Genomic DNA, 22047 nt, shown 5'->3' with positions numbered 1-22047 from the left:
TATCGCGCCACTATTTTGATGTCATTCTTGGCGCCCGTCCTTAATCGAGAAACTTCGTCCGTGAATAAACGCGCATTACTGCCTCTGGCTGTGATTTTTACGCTGGCAGGCTGCCATTCCAATGTTCGGGATTCTTCTCCAAGCCTGCTGAAAGATGGTGTTCAACTGGGCCAGAACAAAGTGGCAACGGATGACCAGCACGCCAAGGTCATCATGAAAGCCTCCGGTGGCACCCATCCGGTGGAGTTTTCCATCCGGCGTGCGGATGACCCTGACCGTCGAATGGAGGTTCTTGGCACCGTCGTTGATTCAGGTCGGGGCCATGTTTTCGGCTGGATCGCCAAACTCAATGAAGTGGCGAACAGCGCCACGGTCAAGCGCTTCCCGCAAGTGGAGGCACAAGCGGATGCCGACAAGCCCTTTGAAGTTTCGGGGTATTCGAACAGCCGGGTTACGGGAGGTATTTATACCTGCGGGCCGCTGACCACTGTTTTCACTCCCGAGCGTGGCAAGGTCTACCAGGTGGAGTTCCAGTTCAGCGGTGAGCATTGTGAACAGCACGTTTATGACGTTACTCAGCCCCGGCAGCGCACGCTCGTAAAGAGTTGAGTCGGCACGCACAGCGCACTGAATTTATCGAAAAAAAGGAAACACCCTGTGAAACGGAATCTCTCCCTGGCACTTATTATTCTGGCCGCGACATTGTCTGGCTGCGCCACTAATAAGCCGGTCGTTGACCCATCGCTGGTCGGTTCATGGAAAGGTCAGCGCGACGAAAACGGCAAATGCCAGTTCATGTCCTGGAAAAACCAGTTCAACGCCGACGGTACTTTCTCCATCACCTTTTTCCGCGACGCCAAGCAGACACAGAAGGTGCAAACCGAGCATGGCACCTGGACAGCTACCAATGGCAAAAGTGTGCTGAGAACTAATGGCGTCGCTGCGCCTGATGTTTACACCTACAAGCTTACTGATGCTGACACGGTGCATTACGTCAATGTGGAGAAAGGCCCTTCGGCGGATTGCCAGGAAGATTATGCTTTTGATGAGCACCGTATTCGCGGGTAAGCCAGTCAGAAGCATTGCGGGGCTGCAACGGCCCCGTTTGTTCAATCCTTGATACAAACCCGACAAAAGGTCGAAACGATTGTTTGACGTCAAAATGATGGCCATCTAATATCGCGCCACTATTTTGATGTCACTTTCGTCTCGAGGGATCGAACATGTCCTCACCCGCCCTCGTGGCGAGGTTGTGCGTAGCTTTGCTGTGCCTGTCTCCACTTCAGATTGCCGTCGCCGCTCCTACCCCCGGTGACACTGACCTTATCCGTGACCGCCAGAACCGCCTGCTCGAAGAGCAGCAGCGGCGCCTCGAAGAACTCAAGGATCTGCCCGGCAAGGACGCCAAGCCTGCGCAACCGGCAGCCCCCACCGATACCCGCTGTTTCCCGATCAAAGACATCGAACTCAAAGGGGCCGACAGTCTTTCCGAGCGCGACAAGACTCGTCTGCTCAAACCCTATATCGGTGAATGCCTCGGTGTGCCGCAGCTCAACGAACTGCTCAAAGTCATCACCGATCACTACATCGAGAAAGGCCTGGTCACCAGCCGCGCCTACCTGCCGCAGCAGGATCTGTCCACCGGGCATCTGCAAGTGCTGGTGGTCGAAGGCAAACTTGAAGGCATGAAGGGGGCGGAAAACAGCCAGCTCTCGGAGCGCGAACTGGCCATGGCCTTTCCCGGCAAAACCGGTGACCTGGTCAACCTGCGCGAGATCGAGCAAATGGTCGATCAGCTCAATCGTCTGCCATCCAATCAGGCAAAGATGGAGCTGGCGCCCGGCCAGAACGTTGGTGGCAGCGCAGTGCTGGTCACCAACACGCCGCAGAAACCATGGCGAGTCGGGCTGTCGCGCAACAACGACGGTCAGCGCAGCACCGGCGAACAGCAATGGGGCACCACGTTTGACTGGGACAGCCCGCTTGGCCTGGCGGATCAGTTGAGCCTGCGCGGTGGTCACGATGCGATGACCGACCATCAGCACACCTCCCGTAACGCCATGCTCAATTACAGCCTGCCGTGGGGCTGGTGGACGTTCAGCTACACCTACAGCCAGAGCGAATACCGCTCGCAAATCGCCGCCAACCTCTACAACTTCAAACAGACCGGTGACAGCGAAAACCATCAGTTGCGCGCCGAGCGGGTGATCCACCGCGATGCCGTCAGCAAAACTTCGCTCAGCGCTGGCCTGTCGTACCTGCGCACCAACAACTTCATCGAAGACAGCAAACTCAAACTGAGCAGCAACCGCATCAGCGAAGCGCAGTTCGGCTTCAACCACGGTCGCCGCGTCGGCAGTGCTTTCGTCAACTTTGACGCCGGCATGCAAGAGGGCATTGGCGCCTTCGACGCTCAAGGCAGCCATGATCCGGGCCCGGGCGAGCCGAATGCGCGCTATCGCAAATACACCTCCACCCTGAGCTACCTGCAGCCGTTCAAACTGTGGGGCGAGTCCTTCAGCTTCAGCAGCCTGATGACCGGCCAGCGCAGCGAAGACGTGCTGTTCAGCCCGCAGCGCACCAGCCTTGGTGGCTCGTCGTCGATTCGTGGTTATAAGGACCAGTCGCTGTCCGGTGACAGCGGTGGTTACTGGCGCAATGACCTGCGCTGGAGTCGTCCGGTGACTGTCGAGTGGCTGCAACCGGTGTTCTCCGAATACGGCACTAGCCTCGGTTACGACCAGGGTGTGATCCGTGGCGATCGCTACAACGGCAATCAGCATGGGCGTATGTCGAGCAATTCGCTGGACCTGTTTGCCCGTGGTCAGCACGTCGCCGCCAGCGTGACCTTTGCCCATTCCCTGGAACGGCCGGACGCGCTGACCGAGCGTGAAGCACCGATCTACTTCCGTCTGGATTTCTTCCTCTAATAACAACTTTCCGAGAACACCGACATGGACGTTCGCCAGTTTACATTTCTTGCGCTCCAACCTTCTGCGGCTGTAAAAGACCGCGAACGTTTTTTGGGCATGCCCAAACGTGGGGTGGCGTTTCTGCTGGCCAATGTCATGTTCTGGCAACCGATGTGGGCGCAGGCTGACGGTATTGTCGTCGCCAACCCGAATACCTCGCTGGACCGCGCCGGCAACGGTGTGCCGATCATCAACATCGCCACGCCCAATGCCAGCGGTCTGTCGCATAACCAGTTCCACGACTACAACGTCGGTGCGCAGGGGCTGATCCTCAACAACGGCTCGACGCAGAATAATCTGACCCAGCTGGGCGGCCACATCATCGACAACCCGAACCTGAAGAACAGCGGTTCGGCGCAGGCGATTCTCAACGAAGTCATCAGTGGCAACCCGAGCCAGTTGCGCGGTTACACCGAAGTGGCGGGGCAGTCGGCGCGGGTGATCGTCGCCAACCCTTATGGCATTACCTGCAACGGTTGCGGTTTTATCAACTCGCCACGGGTAACCCTGACCACCGGCAAACCGGTGCTCGACAACGGTCGTCTGGATCGCTTTCAGGTTGATCAGGGTTCAGTGGCCATCGAGGGCGCGGGCCTTAACGCGACCAACGTCGACCGCTTCGAAATCATCACCCGCAGCGCGAAGATCAACGCCGAAATTCAGGCGCAGAACCTGACGATTGTTGCCGGTCGCAACGACGTCAACGCTCAAACTCTGAATGCTACGGCCCGTGCTGATGACGGCAGCAGCAAGCCGCAACTGGCCATCGACTCCTCGGCCCTCGGCGGCATGTATGCCGGCGCGATCAAACTGGTCGGCACCGAGGGCGGGGTCGGGGTGAAACTCGACGGCAAACTGATTGCCAGCGGCGGCGATATTCAGCTCGACGCCAACGGCCAGTTGAGCCTCGCGGAAACCTCGGCCACTGGCGCCGTCAACGTCAAGGCTGCCAGCCTCGATACCCAAGGCGCGATCTATGCAGGCACCGCGCTCAATGTGCAAACTCAAGGTAACCTGACCAACCGCCAGACCCTCGCGGCCCGAGACAGCATCAGCCTCAGCGCCGGCGGGCAACTGACCAACGCCGGCAGCATCGAAGCGGGCGTCAACGCCGACGGCAGCCGCAATGCCAGCGGCGATCTGAGCCTGACCGCTCAGCATCTGGACAACACCGGCAAGAGCTTGCTCGCCAGCCGCAATCTGACGGTCAATGCTGCCATCCTGAACAACCAGAACGGTTTGCTCAGTGCAAAAAACATCGCCCTCACCGGCGGGTCTCTGGACAACCGCAGCGGTCAGATTCTTGGCGATCTCGGGTTGAATATTGATCTGAGCGCAGCGCTGGACAACCGTGATGGCGTGCTCGGTTCCGGGCGGGCGGTAGACCTCAAAGCCTCCAGTGTCGATAACCGCGATGCCGGCTCGGTGGTCAGCGATGGTGGTCTGACGCTGCGCGTCAGTGGCTTGCTCGACAATCGCAACAAGGGCGAGATCACCGCCAAAGGCGCGACGACCCTGACCGGCCAAAGGCTGGACAACAGCGGCGGCAATTTCAGCAGTCTCAATGGCTTGGTGATTACGCTTGATGATGCGCTGACCAATGCTGGCGGCGTCATCAGCAGTGAAGGTACGCTGACCCTCAACGCCGGGCGTATCGATAACAGCACCGGCAACCTGAGCAGTGCCGGCAAGCTCACGATCACCAGCGCGGGAGTATTGCTGAATCGGGCAGGTTCGATCAGCACCGATAGCCTATTGGCCGTCAACAGTGCAAGCCTGGACAACAGTCAAAAAGGCCTGATCATCAGTAAACAAAACAGCCGGATTGATACTGGCCTGTTCAACAACAGCAATGGTCAACTCCTCGGACAACAAGGCTTGACGCTACGCATGGCGCAAGCATTGAACAACGTCAAAGGTGTGATTTCCGGCGCCTCTGTGGACAGCCACAGCGCCAGTCTCGATAACCACGAAGGCCTGATCAGCAGTCGCGGCGTGTTGCTGTTGACCACCGACAAGACGTTGGATAATCAGTCGGGCACGGTGATTGCCGACGGTCAGCTCTCGCTTACGGCGGGTATTCTGGACAACCGTGGCGGCAACGTCGCCGGCAAATCGGACGTCAGCGTGCTGGCAGAGCACGCCGACAACCAGAACGGTAAGTTGATCGCCACCGGTGTGCTCAAACTCAACGCCGGTCAACTTGATAATCGTCAAAACGGTCTGTTGGGTTCAACCAAAGCCATGACCCTGACCGTGGGTGAAATGGATAACCGTGGCGGCGAAATCAGCACCAACAGCGATCTGCTGCTCACCGGTAAAAAACTCGACAACAGCGATGGCGGCAAGCTGTTCTCCGGCAAGGCGCTGAAGCTGACCATCGATGAAGTGCTCAACCGCAACAAAGGCCTGATCGATGCGGGCACGCTCTTGACTTTGCAAGCGCGTACTCTGGCCAACAACGGCGGTGAATTGCGCAGTCAGCAAACCATGCACCTGACCGCCGACGACGCCTTCGATAACACTCAGGGCAAGGTCAGCAGTGAATCGACGTTGACGGTCGACACTGCACAGATGAACAACGTCCAGGGCAGTCTTTCCAGTGCCGCCGATTTGAAACTGGTCAGCCGTCGTGGCATCGATAACCAGGGCGGCAAGGTTGTTACTGATGGTGCACTCGTCATTGAAAGCGGCAGCCTCGACAACCGTCAGCAGGGCACGCTCAGCGGTAAAGGTGCAGTCACCGTTACCACCGGCGCATTCGATAACAGCAATGGCCTGCTCAGCAGTGCCGACACCCTGAACCTCATCGCCGCTCAGGTCACCAATGCCGGTAACGGCATTATCGGTAGTCAAGGCGCTCTGACAGCTTCGGTCACAGGTCTCGATCAACAGGGCGGCAAGCTGTTCAGCAACACGCGTCTTAGCCTGGATTTGAATCACGGTCAGTTGAACAACGGCGGTTTGATCAACGCCCCCGGCGCGCTGCTGCTCAAACAACTCAACGGCGTCAACAACCAGGGCGGGACGATTTCCAGCGCGGAAGCCTTCACGCTGACCGCGCAAAGTCTGGATAACGGCAACGGCAATCTTTTGAGCAATCAGGGCCTGACTCTGCGCATTGCCGCAGCACTGGATAACGTCAAGGGCATGATCGGCGCCGCTTCCATTGATGTCCGCGCGGGAAGCGTGAACAACGGCGGTGGTGGCCTGGTCAGTCGAGGCGATCTGGACATCACCGTCGACGGCCAACTGCGTAACGACGCCAGAGGGTTGGTCAGCGCTGCACAAACGCTGCACATCGACAGTGCCGAGCTCAATAACCGCAACAGTGGTTTGATCAACAGCAAAGGCAACCTGACGCTGAAGGCGACCGGTCTTGACTCCAGCAACGATGGCGAAGTCTCCGCCAACGGTGACGTTGATCTGACACTGACCTCGTTGACCCAGAACGGTGGGCGACTGCTGAGTGACAAATCGCTCACCGTGGATCTGGCCAACGGCGACCTCGACAACCAGAACGGTCTGCTCACCGCCAAAGGCCCGCTGACCCTCAAGCGCCTGCGCGATCTGAGTAACCAGAACGGCGAAGTCTCCAGCAACCTCGGTTTTGACCTCATCGCCCGAACGATAAACAACAGCGCCGGTAAAATCATCAGCGGTGAAAAGCTGCTGGTACGGGGCACCGGACTGATCAACCAGAAAGGCCTGCTGTCCGGCTGGCAAGGGCTCACGGTCAGCGGCGACAGCCTCGATAACCGCGACAGCGGCACGCTATCCAGCAAGTTCGCCGATGTCACTGTTGATCTCAAGGGGGCGCTACTCAACAGCGGCGCGGGTGCCGTGGTCGCTCAGGGCAATCTGAGCGTCAATGCTGGCAGCGTCGATAACAGCGACAAGGGCAACCTTAGCAGTGGAGCAGGGCAGACCCTGACGCTGGCCGGTGCGCTTAATAACAATCAGGGCGGCCTGATTGCCAGTGCTGCGGCGCTGGATATCGTCAGCACGGCGTTCAGCAATATCGGCGGCGTGATCAATGCAGAGCAGGTCTTCAACGCCACCGCATCGAGCCTCGACAACCGTGGTGGACAGATCGCCAGCAACGATGCAATCACCCTCAACCTGAGCGGTGAGCTGAACAACAACACCGGTAAACTCGCGGCTGCCGGCCCGCTGCTGATCAAGGGTGTAACCGATCTGCATAACCAGAACGGTCAGCTCGCCAGCCAGAAAAATCTGGACCTGCGTACCGGCTCGCTGGACAACAGCAACAAGGGCACCGTCGCCGCCAATAACCAATTACTGATCACCGCCTCGGGCGCCGTCAGCAACAATGCCGACGGCCTGATCTACAGCAAAAGTGCCGATGTGCAACTGCACGCGGCCAGGCTGCTTAACGGCAAAGGCTCGATCCAGAGCGACAGCGCGCTGACTCTGGAAATCAGCGGCGATTTCGACAACCAGAGCGGCAAAGTCATCGCCCAGACCGGTGATGTGCTGATCAAGGCAGCCAACATTGATAACCGTGGCGGTACGCTCGCCAGCATCAAGGGTGCACTGGAAGCGCGCACGGTTGGCGTCCTGCGCAATGGTTTCGACCTGAACAACAACCGTCAGGGTGGCATCATTCAGGCGCAGAGCCTGACGCTGTCGGCATTGGCAGGCCTGAACAACAACGGCGGGCGGATCTCGGCGCAAGCGGCAGACAGCAGCATCACCACGGCAGCGCTGACTAACGGCAGTGGCGTGCTTTATGCGAAAAAGCTGTTGGGCGTTACCGGCGCAAGCCTTGATAACAGCGGCGGACAGATTGCCGCCGAGCGCATCGATTTCAGCCTCAGTGGTGCGCTAAGCAATGGCGCGGGCGTCATCGAAAGCGACACACAACTGAGCGTCAAAGCGGGAACGCTCGATAACCAGAACGGGCGCCTGCGCTCGCTGGGCGTCACCGGCAAAACCGCATTTCAGATTGGAGGTTTGCTCGACAACCGCAATGGCGTACTGGAAACCGCTAACACTGACCTGACCCTGGCGGTCGGCAGCTTCCTCAACAGCGGCGGGCAACTCAACCACGTTGGGCGCGGCAAATTCGATATCTCCACGGCCAATGTGCTGGGCGCGGGTGGCAGCATCGTCACCGGCGGCCTGCTGGAACTCAATGCCGATAGCTGGAACAACACCAGCGCGATTCAGGCCGGTCGTCTGAACGTGAACGTGCGCGAATTCAGCCAGAGCGCCAGCGGCAAACTGCTGGCTTCGGAGTCTTTGCAGGCCCGGGGCGGCAACTGGACCAACAACGGACTCATCGCCAGTGATGGCTCCATCGATATGCAGTTGGGCGGAACCTATGCGGGTAGCGGTCGCCTGAGCAGTCAGCGTGGCACTTATCTCTCCGCTGCACAAATGAACCTCAGTGCGGGCGGCAGTTTCGCCGCCGGCGCGACATCGACCATCAGCGTCGGTGGGCAACTGCTCAACGCGGGACGCATCACCTCCAGCGAAGACCTGACCGTCAACGCCGGCAGCGTTGCCAACTACGGTAGCCTGGGGGCGGCGCAGAACCTGTTCATCAACACGCCCACATTACTCAACGATCGCGGGCTGATTTTCAGCGGCAACAACATGACACTCGGCGTCAGCACGCTGACCAACCAGCACGGCGATTTCTACGGTCTGGGCAATGTGCTGATCGGTGGATATGGCGGCGCAGCGCGGGCTGCCGGGGTCTACAACATTTCCGGCTCGATGGAGAGCGTGGGCGGGTTCACACTCAATGCCGATGTGTTCGAGAACCGAACTGAAGGCCCGACGACGGTGGCTGAACGCAAGCTGATATCGGGGTATATCGCGGCAAGCTGTGGCGACTGCGTCGGAGGTACTTTCAGCAACTTCCTCACTTCCCGTGAGATTTATGAAAGTGTCGACCCTGACGTCAGTGCCTCTGCCGTTCTAAACGTCGGCAAGGATTTTGTGTTCCAGGGAGGCACGTTTCTCAACAGTAAAAGCACCGTGGCAGCCGGTGGCAACGTCGATATTAACGCCGTGAGCCTGAAGAACATTGGCGCAAAAAGCGGAACTATCGAAGTCACCCGCAATTACGCCTTTGAAATGGGGGGCGGCAGCACGGAAAATTTCATGGCCAACTACGTTGCGCCTTACAACCAGCACAACAACCCCGATTTTCCGTATGTGTATTACCTCGCCCCTGATAGCACGGTGCGCAAAGCCATCGCGAAATCAGGCAGTAAAAGGGAGGGCGGGCGAGACGGAGAGACCTTTCGAGTCGTTATTCTCACAGACAGTGAAACAGGCGAAATCGTTAGTGATCGCAAGTATGGTCGGGGGCTATCGGGGCTGAAATATGGCTTTGAAACCTCGATGCCATCGCTGTACAACCCCAATAACCTGGTTGCGTTACCGAGCGAACTGGCGCCATATCAGCAAGGCGATGCCATCGAGCTACCCACTGACAGCACCGGCTCCACCGGTACAGTCACCAGTCGCAACGCGGTCATCCAAGCGGGCGGCAAAGTCTCGATCACGGCCACCCGGGAAGTCGAAAACAGCGTTATCCATGAGGACTACAGCTCCGCTGGCGGTACTAACAAAATCGCCGACACCAACGTCGGCAAGAGTGGCACCACCGTTGTCCGCATCAACAGCCAATTGCCGCCAGATCTTGCGCAGCAGCAAGTCAATCCGCTGAGCTTGCCGGGCTTCTCCCTGCCCACCGGTGAAAACGGCCTGTTTCGTTTGAGCGGGCAGGGCAGCAGCGCCGCGTCGTCCGGCAACGGCCCAGCGCCGACCTGGACTGTCGGTGGTGGCGCGATCAGTGCTCAGGACCATGTGGCCGTCGCGACCACTGGCGGTCCGCGCAATCTGTTTATTGACGCGCCGGCTCAGGTCTCCGACAGCACCCGCGCAGTCGATACATTCCGTCGCACGCCGAGTGTTGGTAACGACGCCAAAGACTCGATCGACAACCGCCCGGTGACCCGCGTCACCGGCCTGCCGGACACGAAGGCACCGTCCAACGCGCACAAATACCTGATCGAAACCAACCCGGTACTCACCGACCTTAAGTCGTTCATGAGTTCCGATTATCTGCTCGACAAACTGGGCTACGACCCCGACCAGAGTGCCAAGCGCCTGGGCGATGGTCTCTATGAGCAGCGCCTGATCCAGCAAGCCGTCACTGCACGCACGGGGCAGGCTTTCCTCGACGGCCAGACCTCCAACGAGGGCATGTTCAAGTACCTGATGAACAACGCCATCGCCAGCAAGGACGCGCTCAACCTGTCGGTCGGTGTGGGCCTCACGTCGCAGCAAGTCGCCGCGCTGACCCACGACATCGTCTGGCTCGAAGAGCACGAAGTAAATGGCGAAAAAGTGCTGGTGCCGGTGGTGTATCTGGCGCAAGCCAGCGGCCGTCTCGGACCGACCGGGGCATTGATTGCCGGTAACGATGTGACGCTGATCGCCGGGGAAAACCTCGACAACGTCGGCACGCTTAAAGCCACCAACAACCTCTCCGCCACGGCGGGCAAGGACCTGGTCAACAGTGGCTCGATCGAGGCGGGCAATCGTCTGGACTTGCTGGCCACCAACAATATCGTCAACAAGGCCGGCGGCATCATTGCCGGCAAGGACGTCAGCCTGACCACCCGCACCGGCGACGTGATCAACGAACGGACCATCACTTCGATGGACAACCAATACGGCTCAGTTACCCGGCATCAGGACTTTGCCGATAACGCAGCGCGTATTGAGGCGGCCAATGACCTGACTGTCAAAGCGGCCAACGACATCAACGTCATCGGCGGCGTGCTGAAAAGCGGTCAGGACATGACGTTGAATGCCGGGCGTGATGTCAACGTGGTCTCCGTGCAGGTCAACGACAGCGTTTCGTTGGGTTCAAGGGCAAGTAGCAGTGATATCACTCAACTTGCCGCCGATATCGATGCCGGACGTGACTTCAAGGCTGAGGCCAAGCGCGACATCAATGTGATTGCCAGTGAGATCGATGCCAAGCGTGATGTGGCGATGTCGGCGGCAGAGAACATGCTGATCAGCTCGGCGGCAGATGAAGAACACTCCAGATCCAAGAACAAGAAAGAGAAGCGTCAGGAAGATCATGTCACTCAGGTCATGTCCGGCATTACGGCGGGTGGCGACGTGTCGCTGGCGGCGGGACAAAACCTCGCGGTAGTGTCCAGTCGTGTCACTGCTGGCGATGAAGCCTACCTGGTGGCGGGTGATCGTCTGGATATCCTTGCTGCGCAGGATACCGATTACTCGCTGTATGACATGAAGAAGAAGGGTAGCTTCGGCAAGCTGAAGACGAAGCACGATGAGGTGACCGACAACAAGCATGTTGGCTCCGAAATCAGGGCCGGTGGCAACCTTTCTTTGGTCAGCAAAGGCGATCAGCTTTACCAAGTGGCGACGCTTGAAAGTGGGAAGGACATCACGCTCGAAAGCGGTGGAACGATCGTTTTCGAAGGGGTTAAGGATCTTCATGATGAGAGTCATACCAAGAGCAACGGTGATGCTTTCTGGACCTCATCAAAAGGGCGCGGTAAGACGGACGAAACACTGCGCCAGAGCCACTTGATCGCGGCGGGCAAGCTAACCATCAAGGCTGTCGAAGGCCTGAAAATCGATATCAAGCATGTCGACCAGCAAAGTGTCAGTCAGACAATTGATGCAATGGTCAAGGCCGATCCGCAGCTTGCCTGGCTAAAACAGGCTGAAGCGCGCGGGGATATCGATTGGCGGAAGGTGAAGGAAATCCACGAGTCATTCAAATACGAGAACTCGGGACTTGGGCCTGCATCGCAATTGATTATTGCAATTGCACTGGCAGCCGTGATGGGTCCAGCCATGGCTGGCATCAGCACGATGATGCAGTCAGTGGCGGTGAATATCGCGACAACAGCGACAGTTAGTACCGTTAATAATCGCGGTAATTTGAGCAGAGTCCTAAAAGACGTTACCTCGAAAGAGGCAATTAAAAGTTATGTCGTGTCTGCGGGATCTGCCGGAGTTGCTCAGGGGCTTAATTACAACCCCAGTTCGATGGGGTTCAATACTGAGAGCTACAAGCTCATCGCGATGAAGGTCGGTGCTGACGCATTGATCAAAACCGCAGTCTACGGCGGGAATTTCAAAGACAATCTTGCCAGTTCAGCTGCGGGTACGGCGGCAAGTATTGGTGGCGCAATCGGGGCCGGAAAAATAGGTGATATGGGCCCCGACATCAGTCTGTCCAAAATCGCACTGCACGCGGGGTTGGGAGGCTTGTTGGCCGAAGCGATGGGGGGCGATTTCCGTACCGGTGCCATTGCCGGAGGCGCCAACGAGGTATTGGTCGGGCTGCTGGGAGAAAAGCTGCTTCCTTCGTCCTATGTGAAGGGTTCTCCTGAATACAACCAGGCTCAAGCCAATATCCTCGCTCTTTCACAAATTGTGGGGGTGCTTGGCGCTACGATGTCTGGCGGCGATGCGGGCACAGCGGCGGCAGTCGCAGCGAACGCAACGCAATACAACTTTCTTGGTGATCATGCGCAGGCCGAGCGTGATCGTGCACGGAAAGAGTTCAACGAGACCAACGGAATCGACCCTGCCAGACAACTGGTGAAGCTAGAGGGGGCCGATCACCGTAGTGACAATCTATTAGCTAAGTTTCATTCAGACAGAAGCTCGCTTACTCCTGCAGAGTCCGTAGAACTGAATGCTTACATGCAAGTGTACGCAGCGGACATGTTGAGTAAACCCGGCGCTACCGTGGACTCGGTAAAACGGCTGGTTACGCAACTGTATAGCGAAGGTCCAACCACCACGGGCGTTTATTTGTATGCAGGTACAACCGAAGCAAAAAACGCATTCGCGGATGCGATGCGTGCCCAACTGGATGGCTGGTTTGATCAACTCGCCTGGATCAGACCAAAAACCGAAAACGAATTGATTTACAAGGATGCGCAGGGCTATCTACGTATCAACAACGAACAGCAGGGCCTATCTAATATTGGAGGCCCGGCACTCTACGGATTGACCGGCCCACTGGGTACCAGCGTTCGTTTGGCAGCCGCGGCCGACGGCGTTCTACAGGTAGGCGCTGGAGCGCGACAGGCGCTTAATGGTGACCTTTGGAACGCAGCTGGAAACATCGTGGTCGGCGCGCTGGCGATCGCTGGGGCGGGGATTCCGGATGTTCGGTCGCCGAAGGGTTCGGGTATTGGTGAAATTCCGGTGGTAAATCCCAAGCCGGGCAGTACCTTTGGAGTGGAAGGCTTTGCGACGAGCATCGATACACATCTACTGGCCCAGAAAATAGCGGATATTCGAGCAACATTGCCCTCTAAGCTAAAGGGTGAAGGAAATATGGCTGTTGCAGATATCAAAGTCGAAGGTTTGCCCTCTCAAATGGCAGCACACAGTAGAATTAATACCCCTAATTCAGCACAACAGGCTCAGGGAATTGTTGGTGAAGGAAGTGGTTTGTTCCAGACCCAACTTGTTCCCAATAAATCTGGAGTGCTAATACCGAGGTCTGGAGACTCAGAAGCAAAAATTCTGGATAGACTTGCACAGTTGCTAGGTGACCGTTACAGTGCCAGTGGTGTCGTTACCATATTTACAGAGCGCCCCGCATGTAGTAGCTGTCTTGGTGTGGTTGAACAGTTCAAGAGTAGATATTCAAATATTAGAGTCGATGTATTAGATAATAAGGGAGTTGTCATGCGTCCTCTTAAGGTGGGTCAATAAAGTGGAACAGTATCGGGTTTCGTATCAGGAAATAAAAAGCTGGGTCCTAGGTAACTTCTGGGATGGATGCAGAGACCATGGCCCAATGGCCAAGGCTCAGGATAAGAGTGTTTGGAATTTAGAACAGATTGTCTCGGATGTCTATGATGGCTATGCGGGTGGGAGTGGGAGTTTTGATTCTCCGCTTGAGTATCTAATGCTGGAAGTGGTGAGTTTGGTTTTGTCCAGTTGGTATCCGAGTCAAGTGGAGTATCATAAAGAACGCATTGCTGAACTACTTGCGGGAAATGACTTGGATGAAATGCTTAGGGGAATTCCTGCCGAAGAGTTGGAGGAGTTTAAGCATGATCTATATATTTTAAGTATTGTGTGAGTTGGAAGATAAATGGGTGATAAATTGGGACAGACCACGTTTAGAAGGCACTCCAAAAACGTGGTCTGTCCCCTTTTTATTTTGATCCTTTGCAAGGATGCGGACGGGGCGGACATGATTTTGCATTGGGCAACGCAAGATTTGATTGAAGATCTTGTAGAGCGAGATCGACTAGCAATGGTCGAGTTCTTAAGGCGCATAAATACTGATGGAAAAACTCGTGCAAACTACGTTAAGAGGATAAATGGGGACAGATCACGTTTAGAAAGTGCTCTGAAAACGTTGTCTGTCCCCTTTTTACAAGTTAGGAATGATTATGAGCAGTGGTGTATAAAAGGGAATAGACCACGTTTAGAAAACACTCCGAAGATGTGATCTGTCCCCTTTTTTTTGCTGCTTTGCTGCGGGTACGAAAGTTTCTACACCGCAAGGCGACCGCGTTATTGAGTCGCTCAAGGTGGGAGATGTTGTCTGGAGCAAGCCTGAGAAAGGGAGCAAGCCGTTCGCTGCTGCCATTCTGGCAACGCATCAGCGTTCGGATCAACCGATCTACCGCCTCAAGCTCAAAAGTGTTCGTGGCGCTGGCGCAGCGGAAGGCGGGAATAAATAGGGACAGACCACGTTTAGACAGAACTCCGAAAACGTGGTCTGTCCCCTTTTCTTGTCCTTTTCTTTGTCCCCTTTTCTTTCTGTCGCTGTTCCTGCAGGTAAGAATTCGGTGCAATGGCTTCAAAAAAATCACGCGATAAAGTATGGTTGATCTCATGGCGTAAAAGTAAGCATAGGTTCGGTTAGGCAAATGAGTCAGTTGAATAATAAAGCTTGGGCTTACGTTAAGTTTAATAAGGATTTTATTTTCATTGAGACCTACTCCGGCTATTTTAATTGTCTGCCGGATCCTGAGGGGAGGAGGTCTTTGCTGTTGCACACCTGTGAAGATAGCGAACTGGGAGAATGTGTTTTGGCGGCCTTGGCCGTTAGCCGAATGATTGACCCGAAGGAAAATCCAGAGTTTTTTGATTTTAGAGGTCGCGTGGTCACTCAATATAATGAGTGGATAGCTAATCTAATGAAGGAATTTGGCTACAAAACCAAACGTGCACTGTTTAAGGATATGAAAATCTGCTCACTGGACGCCGTTAATGGACTTGTAACAATTCGTCCCAGTCATCATGAGAAACTGGAGGCCTGGAGTGGCAAGGGGATAACTGACAAAGACTATGTCGTTATTTCCGCTACTAGTGCCTGTAACGAGGTTGGCGCGGCACTTCGTTTGGCATTTAGTCGTTGTTCATAAACTTGGATTCAGTTCGACAGGCTCTGTTCACGATTGAGTTGAAAATCTTAAAGGGTGTAAATGGGGACAGACCACGTTTAGATAGTATTCCGAAAATGTGGTCTGTCCCCAGTTCACCTAAAAGTGAGTTCTCTATGAAGGTGAACTTCGTAATAGAGCCTTTTTTATTGCTGGAAGTGAGATCGGAGGCGGAAGTCTTGGGGTTATCTTCAAAACAGTATGTTGCAAAATTTTATTCAGAGTTTGGTGCTGTGGCTTTTGAGGATATTGCTGGTCTGGTGATGCATGTTCGTCAAGAATTTCAATAGATTGAGTGGGTGAATGAATAAGAGGTGTACGTGGCTATTTATATAGAGATGGATAAGGTTGTAGAGACTGAAGCATATGTGGAATATACGTTTGGCCGGGGCGGTGACGTGGGTCTGATACAGCTAGATAAAATAAAGGAAACTATAAGCGTCATTAAAGAGTGCCCGTTGGATGGAAGCGGAAAATGGTCGGAAAGAGCGGGTATGAAGCTCGCTCAGCTTTTCGTAAAAGGCGAGTATCCTGAGAAAACCCAGTGGGCTTCTTGAGAAAGGATAGAGAGAAAATGGGAAAAATGGGGAAAGATTCTCGGGGATTCCCCGCGCTAATTGAGTTAAATCCCGGGTTTATTGCGTGTAGATCATAAATGATGAAGAATTTTTTCTATTATCAATCGCTTCCTGACTCGATGCCTGTAGAAGATGTGGCAAACGAGTTTCATGAACTGCTGATCGAGAAACCTTTTTCTGGAAAATCAAAGTTTGATTTTTTACAGGCTCTGTTAGAACTCAGCGATCGTCAGTGGCACACCTATGAACAGTTGTGCGAGTCACTAAAGACTCAAATAGAAAAAACCTTGATCAATGAGTGGGATGGTTTTGATTTTGATTTTGCTCAGGGGGCGATCGTCGTTGCGGCACACCTTGGATTGGCGGGACTGTTTGACTTTATATCAAGCCAGAATGTCAGTGAGCTTTCGTCAGAAGTGGCTATCGAGATCAAAGAGGCAATTGCTGAGCTGGGTAGTAATATCGCTGATCCGTATAGTGGTATGAAATTGATAGGTGGAGACTACGTTTAGCGAGCATTTGGAAATGTCAGCTAGCCCCGTTTTCCACCGTTTCGAAGTCAACGTAGCCTCATCGAAGTCTGAACCATTTGGAATGGAATGGGGACAGACCACATTTAGACAGCACTCCGAAAATGTGGTCCATTCCCGTTTTTCCTTTCGGATTATTGACCGTGGTAACCCATAATGAATGAATCCTATCCAACAGCATGCGAGCAGTGTAGAGGCGAATTAGTTGTCTTCAATGAGGGTAGCACTCAGGGAACACGCTGCGATCTGTGTGGCTGGTCGGTAGTTACCACCAATATGCCCGGCATCCAGCTGGATGAGTGCAGGTATGAGGTTCGCTGTCGCGGCGACTATTGGAATCAAGCACAGATAAGGGCGGTTTCCGAGGTGACAGGTCACAATTTTTTAATGTCGAGAGATATGCTCCAGCAAGGCTCTACTCTGGTGTTTAGCGGTCAGGCGAAGTCGGTCCTACGGGTTAGAAATATTCTTGTATCAGCTGGGGTCGCTTGTGAGATTGCGCCTGATTTTTGCTGGATATAAATTGACTCTGGCGATGAAGGCCAATTTTTCGCAGGCAGCCATGAGTCAACAACAGGAGTTGATGATTGACCAGGTATAGAGGCGGATTTCACAAGGTAGATTTTTTGAGTTTTGATTCTGCGGTGGGAATATCCCAAAAGAATATTTGCATGCTGAACTGAAAAGCCCCGAACTGCTCGGGGCTTTTTTATTTGGGGCAGGCAATCAGCAGTGACTCAGCGAAACGCCGGCACCACATGCTTGATAAACAGCTCCAGCGACTTCTTCTTCTCCTCATGCGGCAAGCTATTGTCACACCAGAAACTGAACTCATCCACGCCCAGTTCCTGGTAGTACTTGATCCGCGGAATGATCTCTTCCGGCGTACCAATCATCGCGGTCTTGTGCAGGCTCTCCAACTCAAACTCCGGACGCCCGGCAAACTTCTCTTCCGGGCTCGGCGCGAGGAAACCGTTGACCGGCGTTTGCTTGTTGCCAAACCACGCATCGAACGTGCGATAGAAACGTGAGATCGCTTTCGCCCCGACTTTCCAGCCATCCGGATTATCAGCGGTGTGCACGTGAGTGTGACGCAGCACCATCAGTTGCGGGCGTGGCACGTCGGGGTTGTTGTCCAGCGCAGTCTGGAATTTGTTCTTCAGGTCGAGGACTTCTTCGTCGCCCTTCATCAGCGGCGTGACCATCACGTTGCAGCCGTTGGCCACAGCGAAGTTGTGCGAATCCGGGTCGCGGGCGGCGATCCACATTGGCGGGTTGGGCTTTTGAATTGGTTTCGGCACGCTGGTCGAGGTGGGGAATTTCCAGATATCGCCGTCGTGAGCGTAGTCGCCTTGCCACAGGGCGCGGACCACCGGGACCATTTCGCGCAATGCCTGGCCACCGCTGGAGGCGGGCATGCCGCCGGCCATGCGATCGAATTCAACCTGATAGGCGCCACGGGCCAGGCCGACTTCCATGCGACCGTTGCTGATGACGTCGAGCAACGCGCATTCACCGGCAACGCGCAACGGGTGCCAGAACGGCGCGATGATGGTGCCGGCGCCGAGGTGGATGGTGGTGGTTTTGGCGGCGAGGTAGGCGAGCAATGGCATCGGGCTTGGCGAGATGGTGTATTCCATGGCGTGGTGTTCGCCAATCCACACGGTGCTGAAACCGCCGGCCTCGGCCATCAGGGTCAGTTCGGTGAGGTCTTCGAACAGTTGGCGGTGGCTGACGCTTTCGTCCCAGCGTTCCATGTGGATGAACAGGGAAAATTTCATGACGCTTCCTCGGGTCTTTTATTGTTGAGGCTACAAAACTTGTAGGAGTGAGCCTGCTCGCGATGGCGGTGTGTCAGAAAAGACATCGACATCGGATAAATCGCTATCGCGAGCAGGCTCACTCCTACAGTTGAATTGTGCGGGGCTGACGATCAGGCCAGGACGGGCAGGGCGCCCATCTTGCCGTGGCAATACACCAGCGGCCCGGCGATCTGTTCGGGGACGATCAGGTTCTTCACCGCGCCGACCATGATGGCGTGGTCGCCGCCTTCGTATTCGCGCCACAGCTCACACTCGATGATAGCTGTAGCGTTGGCGAGGATCGGGTTACCCAATTCGCTCAAGGTCCATTCGATGCCTTGCGCCTTGTCTTTGCCTTTGCGGGCGAAGGCGTAGGCTTCGCTTTGCTGGCCGCCGGACAGAACGTGGATGGCAAAGCGTTTGTTTTTGATCAGCACCGGGTAGGAATCAGAACTGTAGTTGGGGCAGAACAGCACCAGCGCCGGATCCATCGACAGCGAGCTGAATGCACTGGCAGTCAGGCCGACGATCTGACCGTCATCGTCCAGGGTGGTGATAACGGTTACGCCGGACGGGAACGAGCCCATGACTTGTTTGTAGATGGCGGCATCGATCATTGGTCGGTCCTCGGGTGTTGTGACACTGTTTTTATGTGTTTGTTGGTCTGATGGTATACCAGTATTCGATCTTTGCAAGGCCTTTTAAGCTGAACCGATAAACGTGCCGCGTTCGTCGGAAACTCAGCATTTACGGGGCTTTCGGCTGGTCTGCAGGCCACGGTTTCAGCGAGGATGGCGTATCAGCTGGCGTCGTAAACTACGGATCAGTCTTGTGAATTGTTTGGAATACCATAATATGGTCTGCATCTGAGGGGCGGCCAGAGAGTCCCCCCGGTTTGGCTTCATACAACGATAAGAACAGACAAACTCGAGTTCATGCATATGTCCCAGATGTCCCGGCAAGATCCGTTGATCGAGAACCATACGGTCGACTACGTCCCACTCGCGGAACGCCACGGGAAGGCCCGCGACCTGTTCACCCTTTGGTTCAGCACCAACATTGCGCCACTGCCCATCGTCACCGGCGCCATGGTGGTTCAGGTGTTCCATCTCGATTTGCTTTGGGGGCTGCTGGCGATTGCGCTGGGGCACCTGATCGGCGGCGTGGTGATCGCGCTGGCCTCGGCGCAAGGCCCGCGCATGGGCATTCCGCAAATGGTCCAGAGTCGCGGCCAGTTCGGCCGTTATGGCGCGCTGTTGATCGTGTTTTTTGCGGCGATCATCTACATCGGTTTCTTCATTTCCAACATCGTGCTGGCCGGTAAATCCATCGTCGGCATCTCGCCATCGGTGTCGGCGCCTCTGAGCATTCTGATCGGTGCACTGGCGGCCACGGCGATTGGCGTGATCGGCTACAACTTCATCCATACGCTGAACCGCATCGGCACCTGGGTGATGGGCAGCGCGTTGCTCGCTGGGTTCATCTATATCTTTGCCCATGACTTGCCGGCGAATTTTCTCACCCGCGGCAGTTTCAACCTGTCCGGCTGGCTGGCGACGGTATCGCTGGGGATTATCTGGCAGATCAGTTTCTCGCCGTACGTGTCCGATTACTCGCGATACTTGCCGGCGGATATCGGCATTGCCAAGCCGTTCTGGGCGACCTATCTGGGCGCGACGCTGGGCACGATTCTGTCGTTCAGCTTCGGCGCGGTTGCCGTACTGGCGACCCCGGAAGGCACCGAAGCGATGGTCGCGGTCAAGCAATCGACCGGTTGGCTCGGGCCGATTCTGATGGTGTTGTTTCTGCTGAATATCATCAGCCATAACGCGCTGAATCTGTATGGCGCGGTGCTGTCGATCATTACCTCGATTCAGACGTTTGCCAGCCAATGGACGCCCAGCATCAAGGTGCGCGTGGTGTTGTCGAGCGTGGTGCTGGCCGGTTGCTGCGTGGTTGCGTTGGGCGCGTCGGCGGACTTCATTTCCGAGTTCATCGGTTTGATTCTGGCGCTGCTGCTGGTGCTGGTACCGTGGGCGTCGATCAACCTGATCGACTTCTACCTGATCAAGCGCGGCTGCTACGACATCACCTCGATCTTCCGCGCCGATGGCGGGATTTACGGGCGCTTTAATCTGCACGCGATCATTGCCTACTTCATTGGCATACTCGTGCAACTGCCATTCGCCAACACCTCGCTGTATGTCGGACCGTACGCCAATCTGGTTGAGGGTGCGGACTTGTCCTGGCTGGTGGGCCTGGTTGTCACCGTGCCGTTGTATTACTGCTTGGCAACACGCAGCCAGACTCAGCAGAGCAGGGCGGCGAGATTGGGTTACACCGACTGAGCTGATCCGCTTCACCACAATGCCCGGCCAAGTGCCGGGCATTGTTGTTTCCGCATCCCGGCGGTCAATCAAATTGGCCACATCGATCCCCTTTTGGCCCATCCCCCACTGTGCTCCAGCTACGCTGTCAGCAAGAATCAAAACCACAACAAGACGCTCGACCCTTTTTACCCTTGGCTACCTTTACAGCCGCTGCCGTGTACAGAACATAAAAACCATCGAACTCACGCTGCCTTTTGGGGAACAACCATGGTCACGATGAAACGCATTCTGGGTGCCACTGTGTGTGGGCTGACGCTGCTGGCCGGCGCTGTCCAGGCTGAGCAACGCGAACTGCGCGTGTACAACTGGGCGGACTACATCCTGCCGTCCGTGCCCAAGGATTTCGCTGCAAAAAGTGGCATCAAAGTGACCTGGGACACCTTCGACACCAATGAATCCCTGGAAGCCAAACTGCTCACCGGCAACTCCGGTTACGATCTGGTGGTGCCGTCGAACCAGTTCCTTGAAACGCAGATCAAGGCTGGCGTGTTTCAGAAACTGGATAAATCGAAGCTGCCGAACTGGAGCCACCAGGATCCAGAACTGTTGAAACTGCTGGGCAAGAACGATCCGGGCAACCAGTACGGCGTGCCTTACATGGTCGGCACTGTGCTGATCGGCTTCAACCCGGCCAAAGTCAAAGCGGCACTGGGCGACAACGCGCCGGTGGACAGCTGGGATCTGGTGTTCAAACCGGAGAACATGGAAAAGCTCAAATCCTGCGGCGTGGCGATGCTTGATTCGCCGACGGAAATCCTGCCGTTGGCCCTGCATTACCTGGGCCTCGACCCGAACAGCCAGAACCCCGCCGACTATGAAAAAGCCAAGGAGCTGATGCTCAAGGTTCGCCCGTACGTGACCTACTTCAACTCGGCCAAGTACATGACCGACATCGCCAACGGCGACATCTGCGTGGCCATCGGTTACTCCGGCAGCTTCTATCAGTTCGGCAACCGCGCCAAAGAGGCGGGCAACGGTGTGGTGGTCGACTGGCGCTTGCCGAAGGAAGGCGCGCCGATCTGGTTCGACACCTTCGCCATTCCGAAGAGCGCGAAAAACGTCGCCGAAGCGCATGAATTCCTCAACAACCTGCTCGATCCGAAAGTGATCGCACCGATCAGCGACTTCCTCGGCTACCCGAATGCGAACAAGGATTCGATGCCGCTGATCAACAAGGAAATCACCGACAACCCGAACCTGACGCCGACCCCCGAAGCGCTGAAAAACCTCTACGTCGTGCAGCCGTTGCCGCAGAAACTTGAGCGCGTGCGCACCCGCGTGTGGACCAGCATCAAGTCCGATAAGTAACACCGATCCCCT

General features: G+C 55.7%; 14 protein-coding genes. 12 read left to right on the top strand and 2 right to left on the bottom strand.

Annotated features, from left to right (window positions below; translation table 11 throughout):
- The first annotated feature begins 60 nt into the window (after window positions 1-60).
- The 10 genes from CKW14_RS16745 to CKW14_RS16700 all read left to right on the top strand — a co-directional run bounded on the left by CKW14_RS16745 (window position 61) and on the right by CKW14_RS16700 (window position 16517).
- Window positions 61-609: a hypothetical protein gene (locus CKW14_RS16745; protein ID WP_095125771.1), complete on the top strand. Its 549-nt coding sequence runs from the start codon at window positions 61-63 to the stop codon at window positions 607-609.
- A 48-nt stretch (window positions 610-657) separates the two neighbouring features.
- A complete protein-coding gene (locus tag CKW14_RS16740; protein WP_095050056.1) occupies window positions 658-1068 on the top strand; it encodes a lipocalin family protein in 411 nt (136 codons plus the stop codon).
- A 155-nt stretch (window positions 1069-1223) separates the two neighbouring features.
- Complete coding sequence (locus CKW14_RS16735) at window positions 1224-2930, top strand: ShlB/FhaC/HecB family hemolysin secretion/activation protein (protein ID WP_095125694.1); 1707 nt, start codon at window positions 1224-1226, stop codon at window positions 2928-2930.
- A gap of 24 nt (window positions 2931-2954) precedes the next feature.
- Entirely contained in the window at window positions 2955-13739 is a 10785-nt protein-coding gene (locus CKW14_RS16730) for a deaminase domain-containing protein (protein ID WP_095125693.1), read from the top strand.
- A gap of 85 nt (window positions 13740-13824) precedes the next feature.
- On the top strand, window positions 13825-14112 hold the full coding sequence (locus CKW14_RS16725) for a hypothetical protein (RefSeq protein WP_095050058.1): 288 nt from the start codon (window positions 13825-13827) through the stop codon (window positions 14110-14112).
- A 376-nt stretch (window positions 14113-14488) separates the two neighbouring features.
- Entirely contained in the window at window positions 14489-14722 is a 234-nt protein-coding gene (locus CKW14_RS30475) for a Hint domain-containing protein (protein ID WP_095125691.1), read from the top strand.
- A gap of 189 nt (window positions 14723-14911) precedes the next feature.
- Window positions 14912-15409, top strand: coding sequence for a contact-dependent growth inhibition system immunity protein (locus tag CKW14_RS16710; RefSeq protein WP_095125690.1), 498 nt, complete (start codon window positions 14912-14914; stop codon window positions 15407-15409).
- A gap of 134 nt (window positions 15410-15543) precedes the next feature.
- Window positions 15544-15717: a hypothetical protein gene (locus CKW14_RS29985; protein WP_176471298.1), complete on the top strand. Its 174-nt coding sequence runs from the start codon at window positions 15544-15546 to the stop codon at window positions 15715-15717.
- A 30-nt stretch (window positions 15718-15747) separates the two neighbouring features.
- Complete coding sequence (locus CKW14_RS16705) at window positions 15748-15984, top strand: hypothetical protein (protein ID WP_095125770.1); 237 nt, start codon at window positions 15748-15750, stop codon at window positions 15982-15984.
- A gap of 98 nt (window positions 15985-16082) precedes the next feature.
- Window positions 16083-16517 (top strand): hypothetical protein, encoded by a 435-nt coding sequence (locus CKW14_RS16700; RefSeq protein WP_095125689.1) that lies wholly within the window; start codon window positions 16083-16085, stop codon window positions 16515-16517.
- 755 nt (window positions 16518-17272) lie between these two features.
- Here the strand turns inward: CKW14_RS16700 and CKW14_RS16695 are convergent.
- Together CKW14_RS16695 and CKW14_RS16690 are read right to left on the bottom strand one after the other, a co-directional pair.
- Window positions 17273-18316, bottom strand: coding sequence for an LLM class flavin-dependent oxidoreductase (locus CKW14_RS16695; RefSeq protein WP_007910852.1), 1044 nt, complete (start codon window positions 18314-18316; stop codon window positions 17273-17275).
- 152 nt (window positions 18317-18468) lie between these two features.
- Window positions 18469-18954 carry a flavin reductase family protein gene (locus tag CKW14_RS16690; protein ID WP_016987069.1) on the bottom strand — a complete coding sequence of 162 codons (486 nt, stop codon included), beginning with the start codon at window positions 18952-18954 and terminating at the stop codon, window positions 18469-18471.
- A gap of 324 nt (window positions 18955-19278) precedes the next feature.
- Between CKW14_RS16690 and CKW14_RS16685 the strand changes: the two genes are divergently transcribed.
- On the top strand, window positions 19279-20685 hold the full coding sequence (locus CKW14_RS16685; RefSeq protein WP_095125688.1) for a cytosine permease: 1407 nt from the start codon (window positions 19279-19281) through the stop codon (window positions 20683-20685).
- Window positions 20686-20934: 249 nt separating this feature from the next.
- Complete coding sequence (locus CKW14_RS16680) at window positions 20935-22035, top strand: polyamine ABC transporter substrate-binding protein (protein WP_095050069.1); 1101 nt, start codon at window positions 20935-20937, stop codon at window positions 22033-22035.
- Window positions 22036-22047: the final 12 nt, after the last annotated feature.

It is taken from the genome of Pseudomonas sp. Irchel s3a12, assembly GCF_900187485.1.
Lineage (GTDB): Bacteria > Pseudomonadota > Gammaproteobacteria > Pseudomonadales > Pseudomonadaceae > Aquipseudomonas > Aquipseudomonas neuropathica.
Note: the sequence above shows the minus strand (reverse complement) of the source record. Positions and strands in the feature narration are given on the sequence as shown.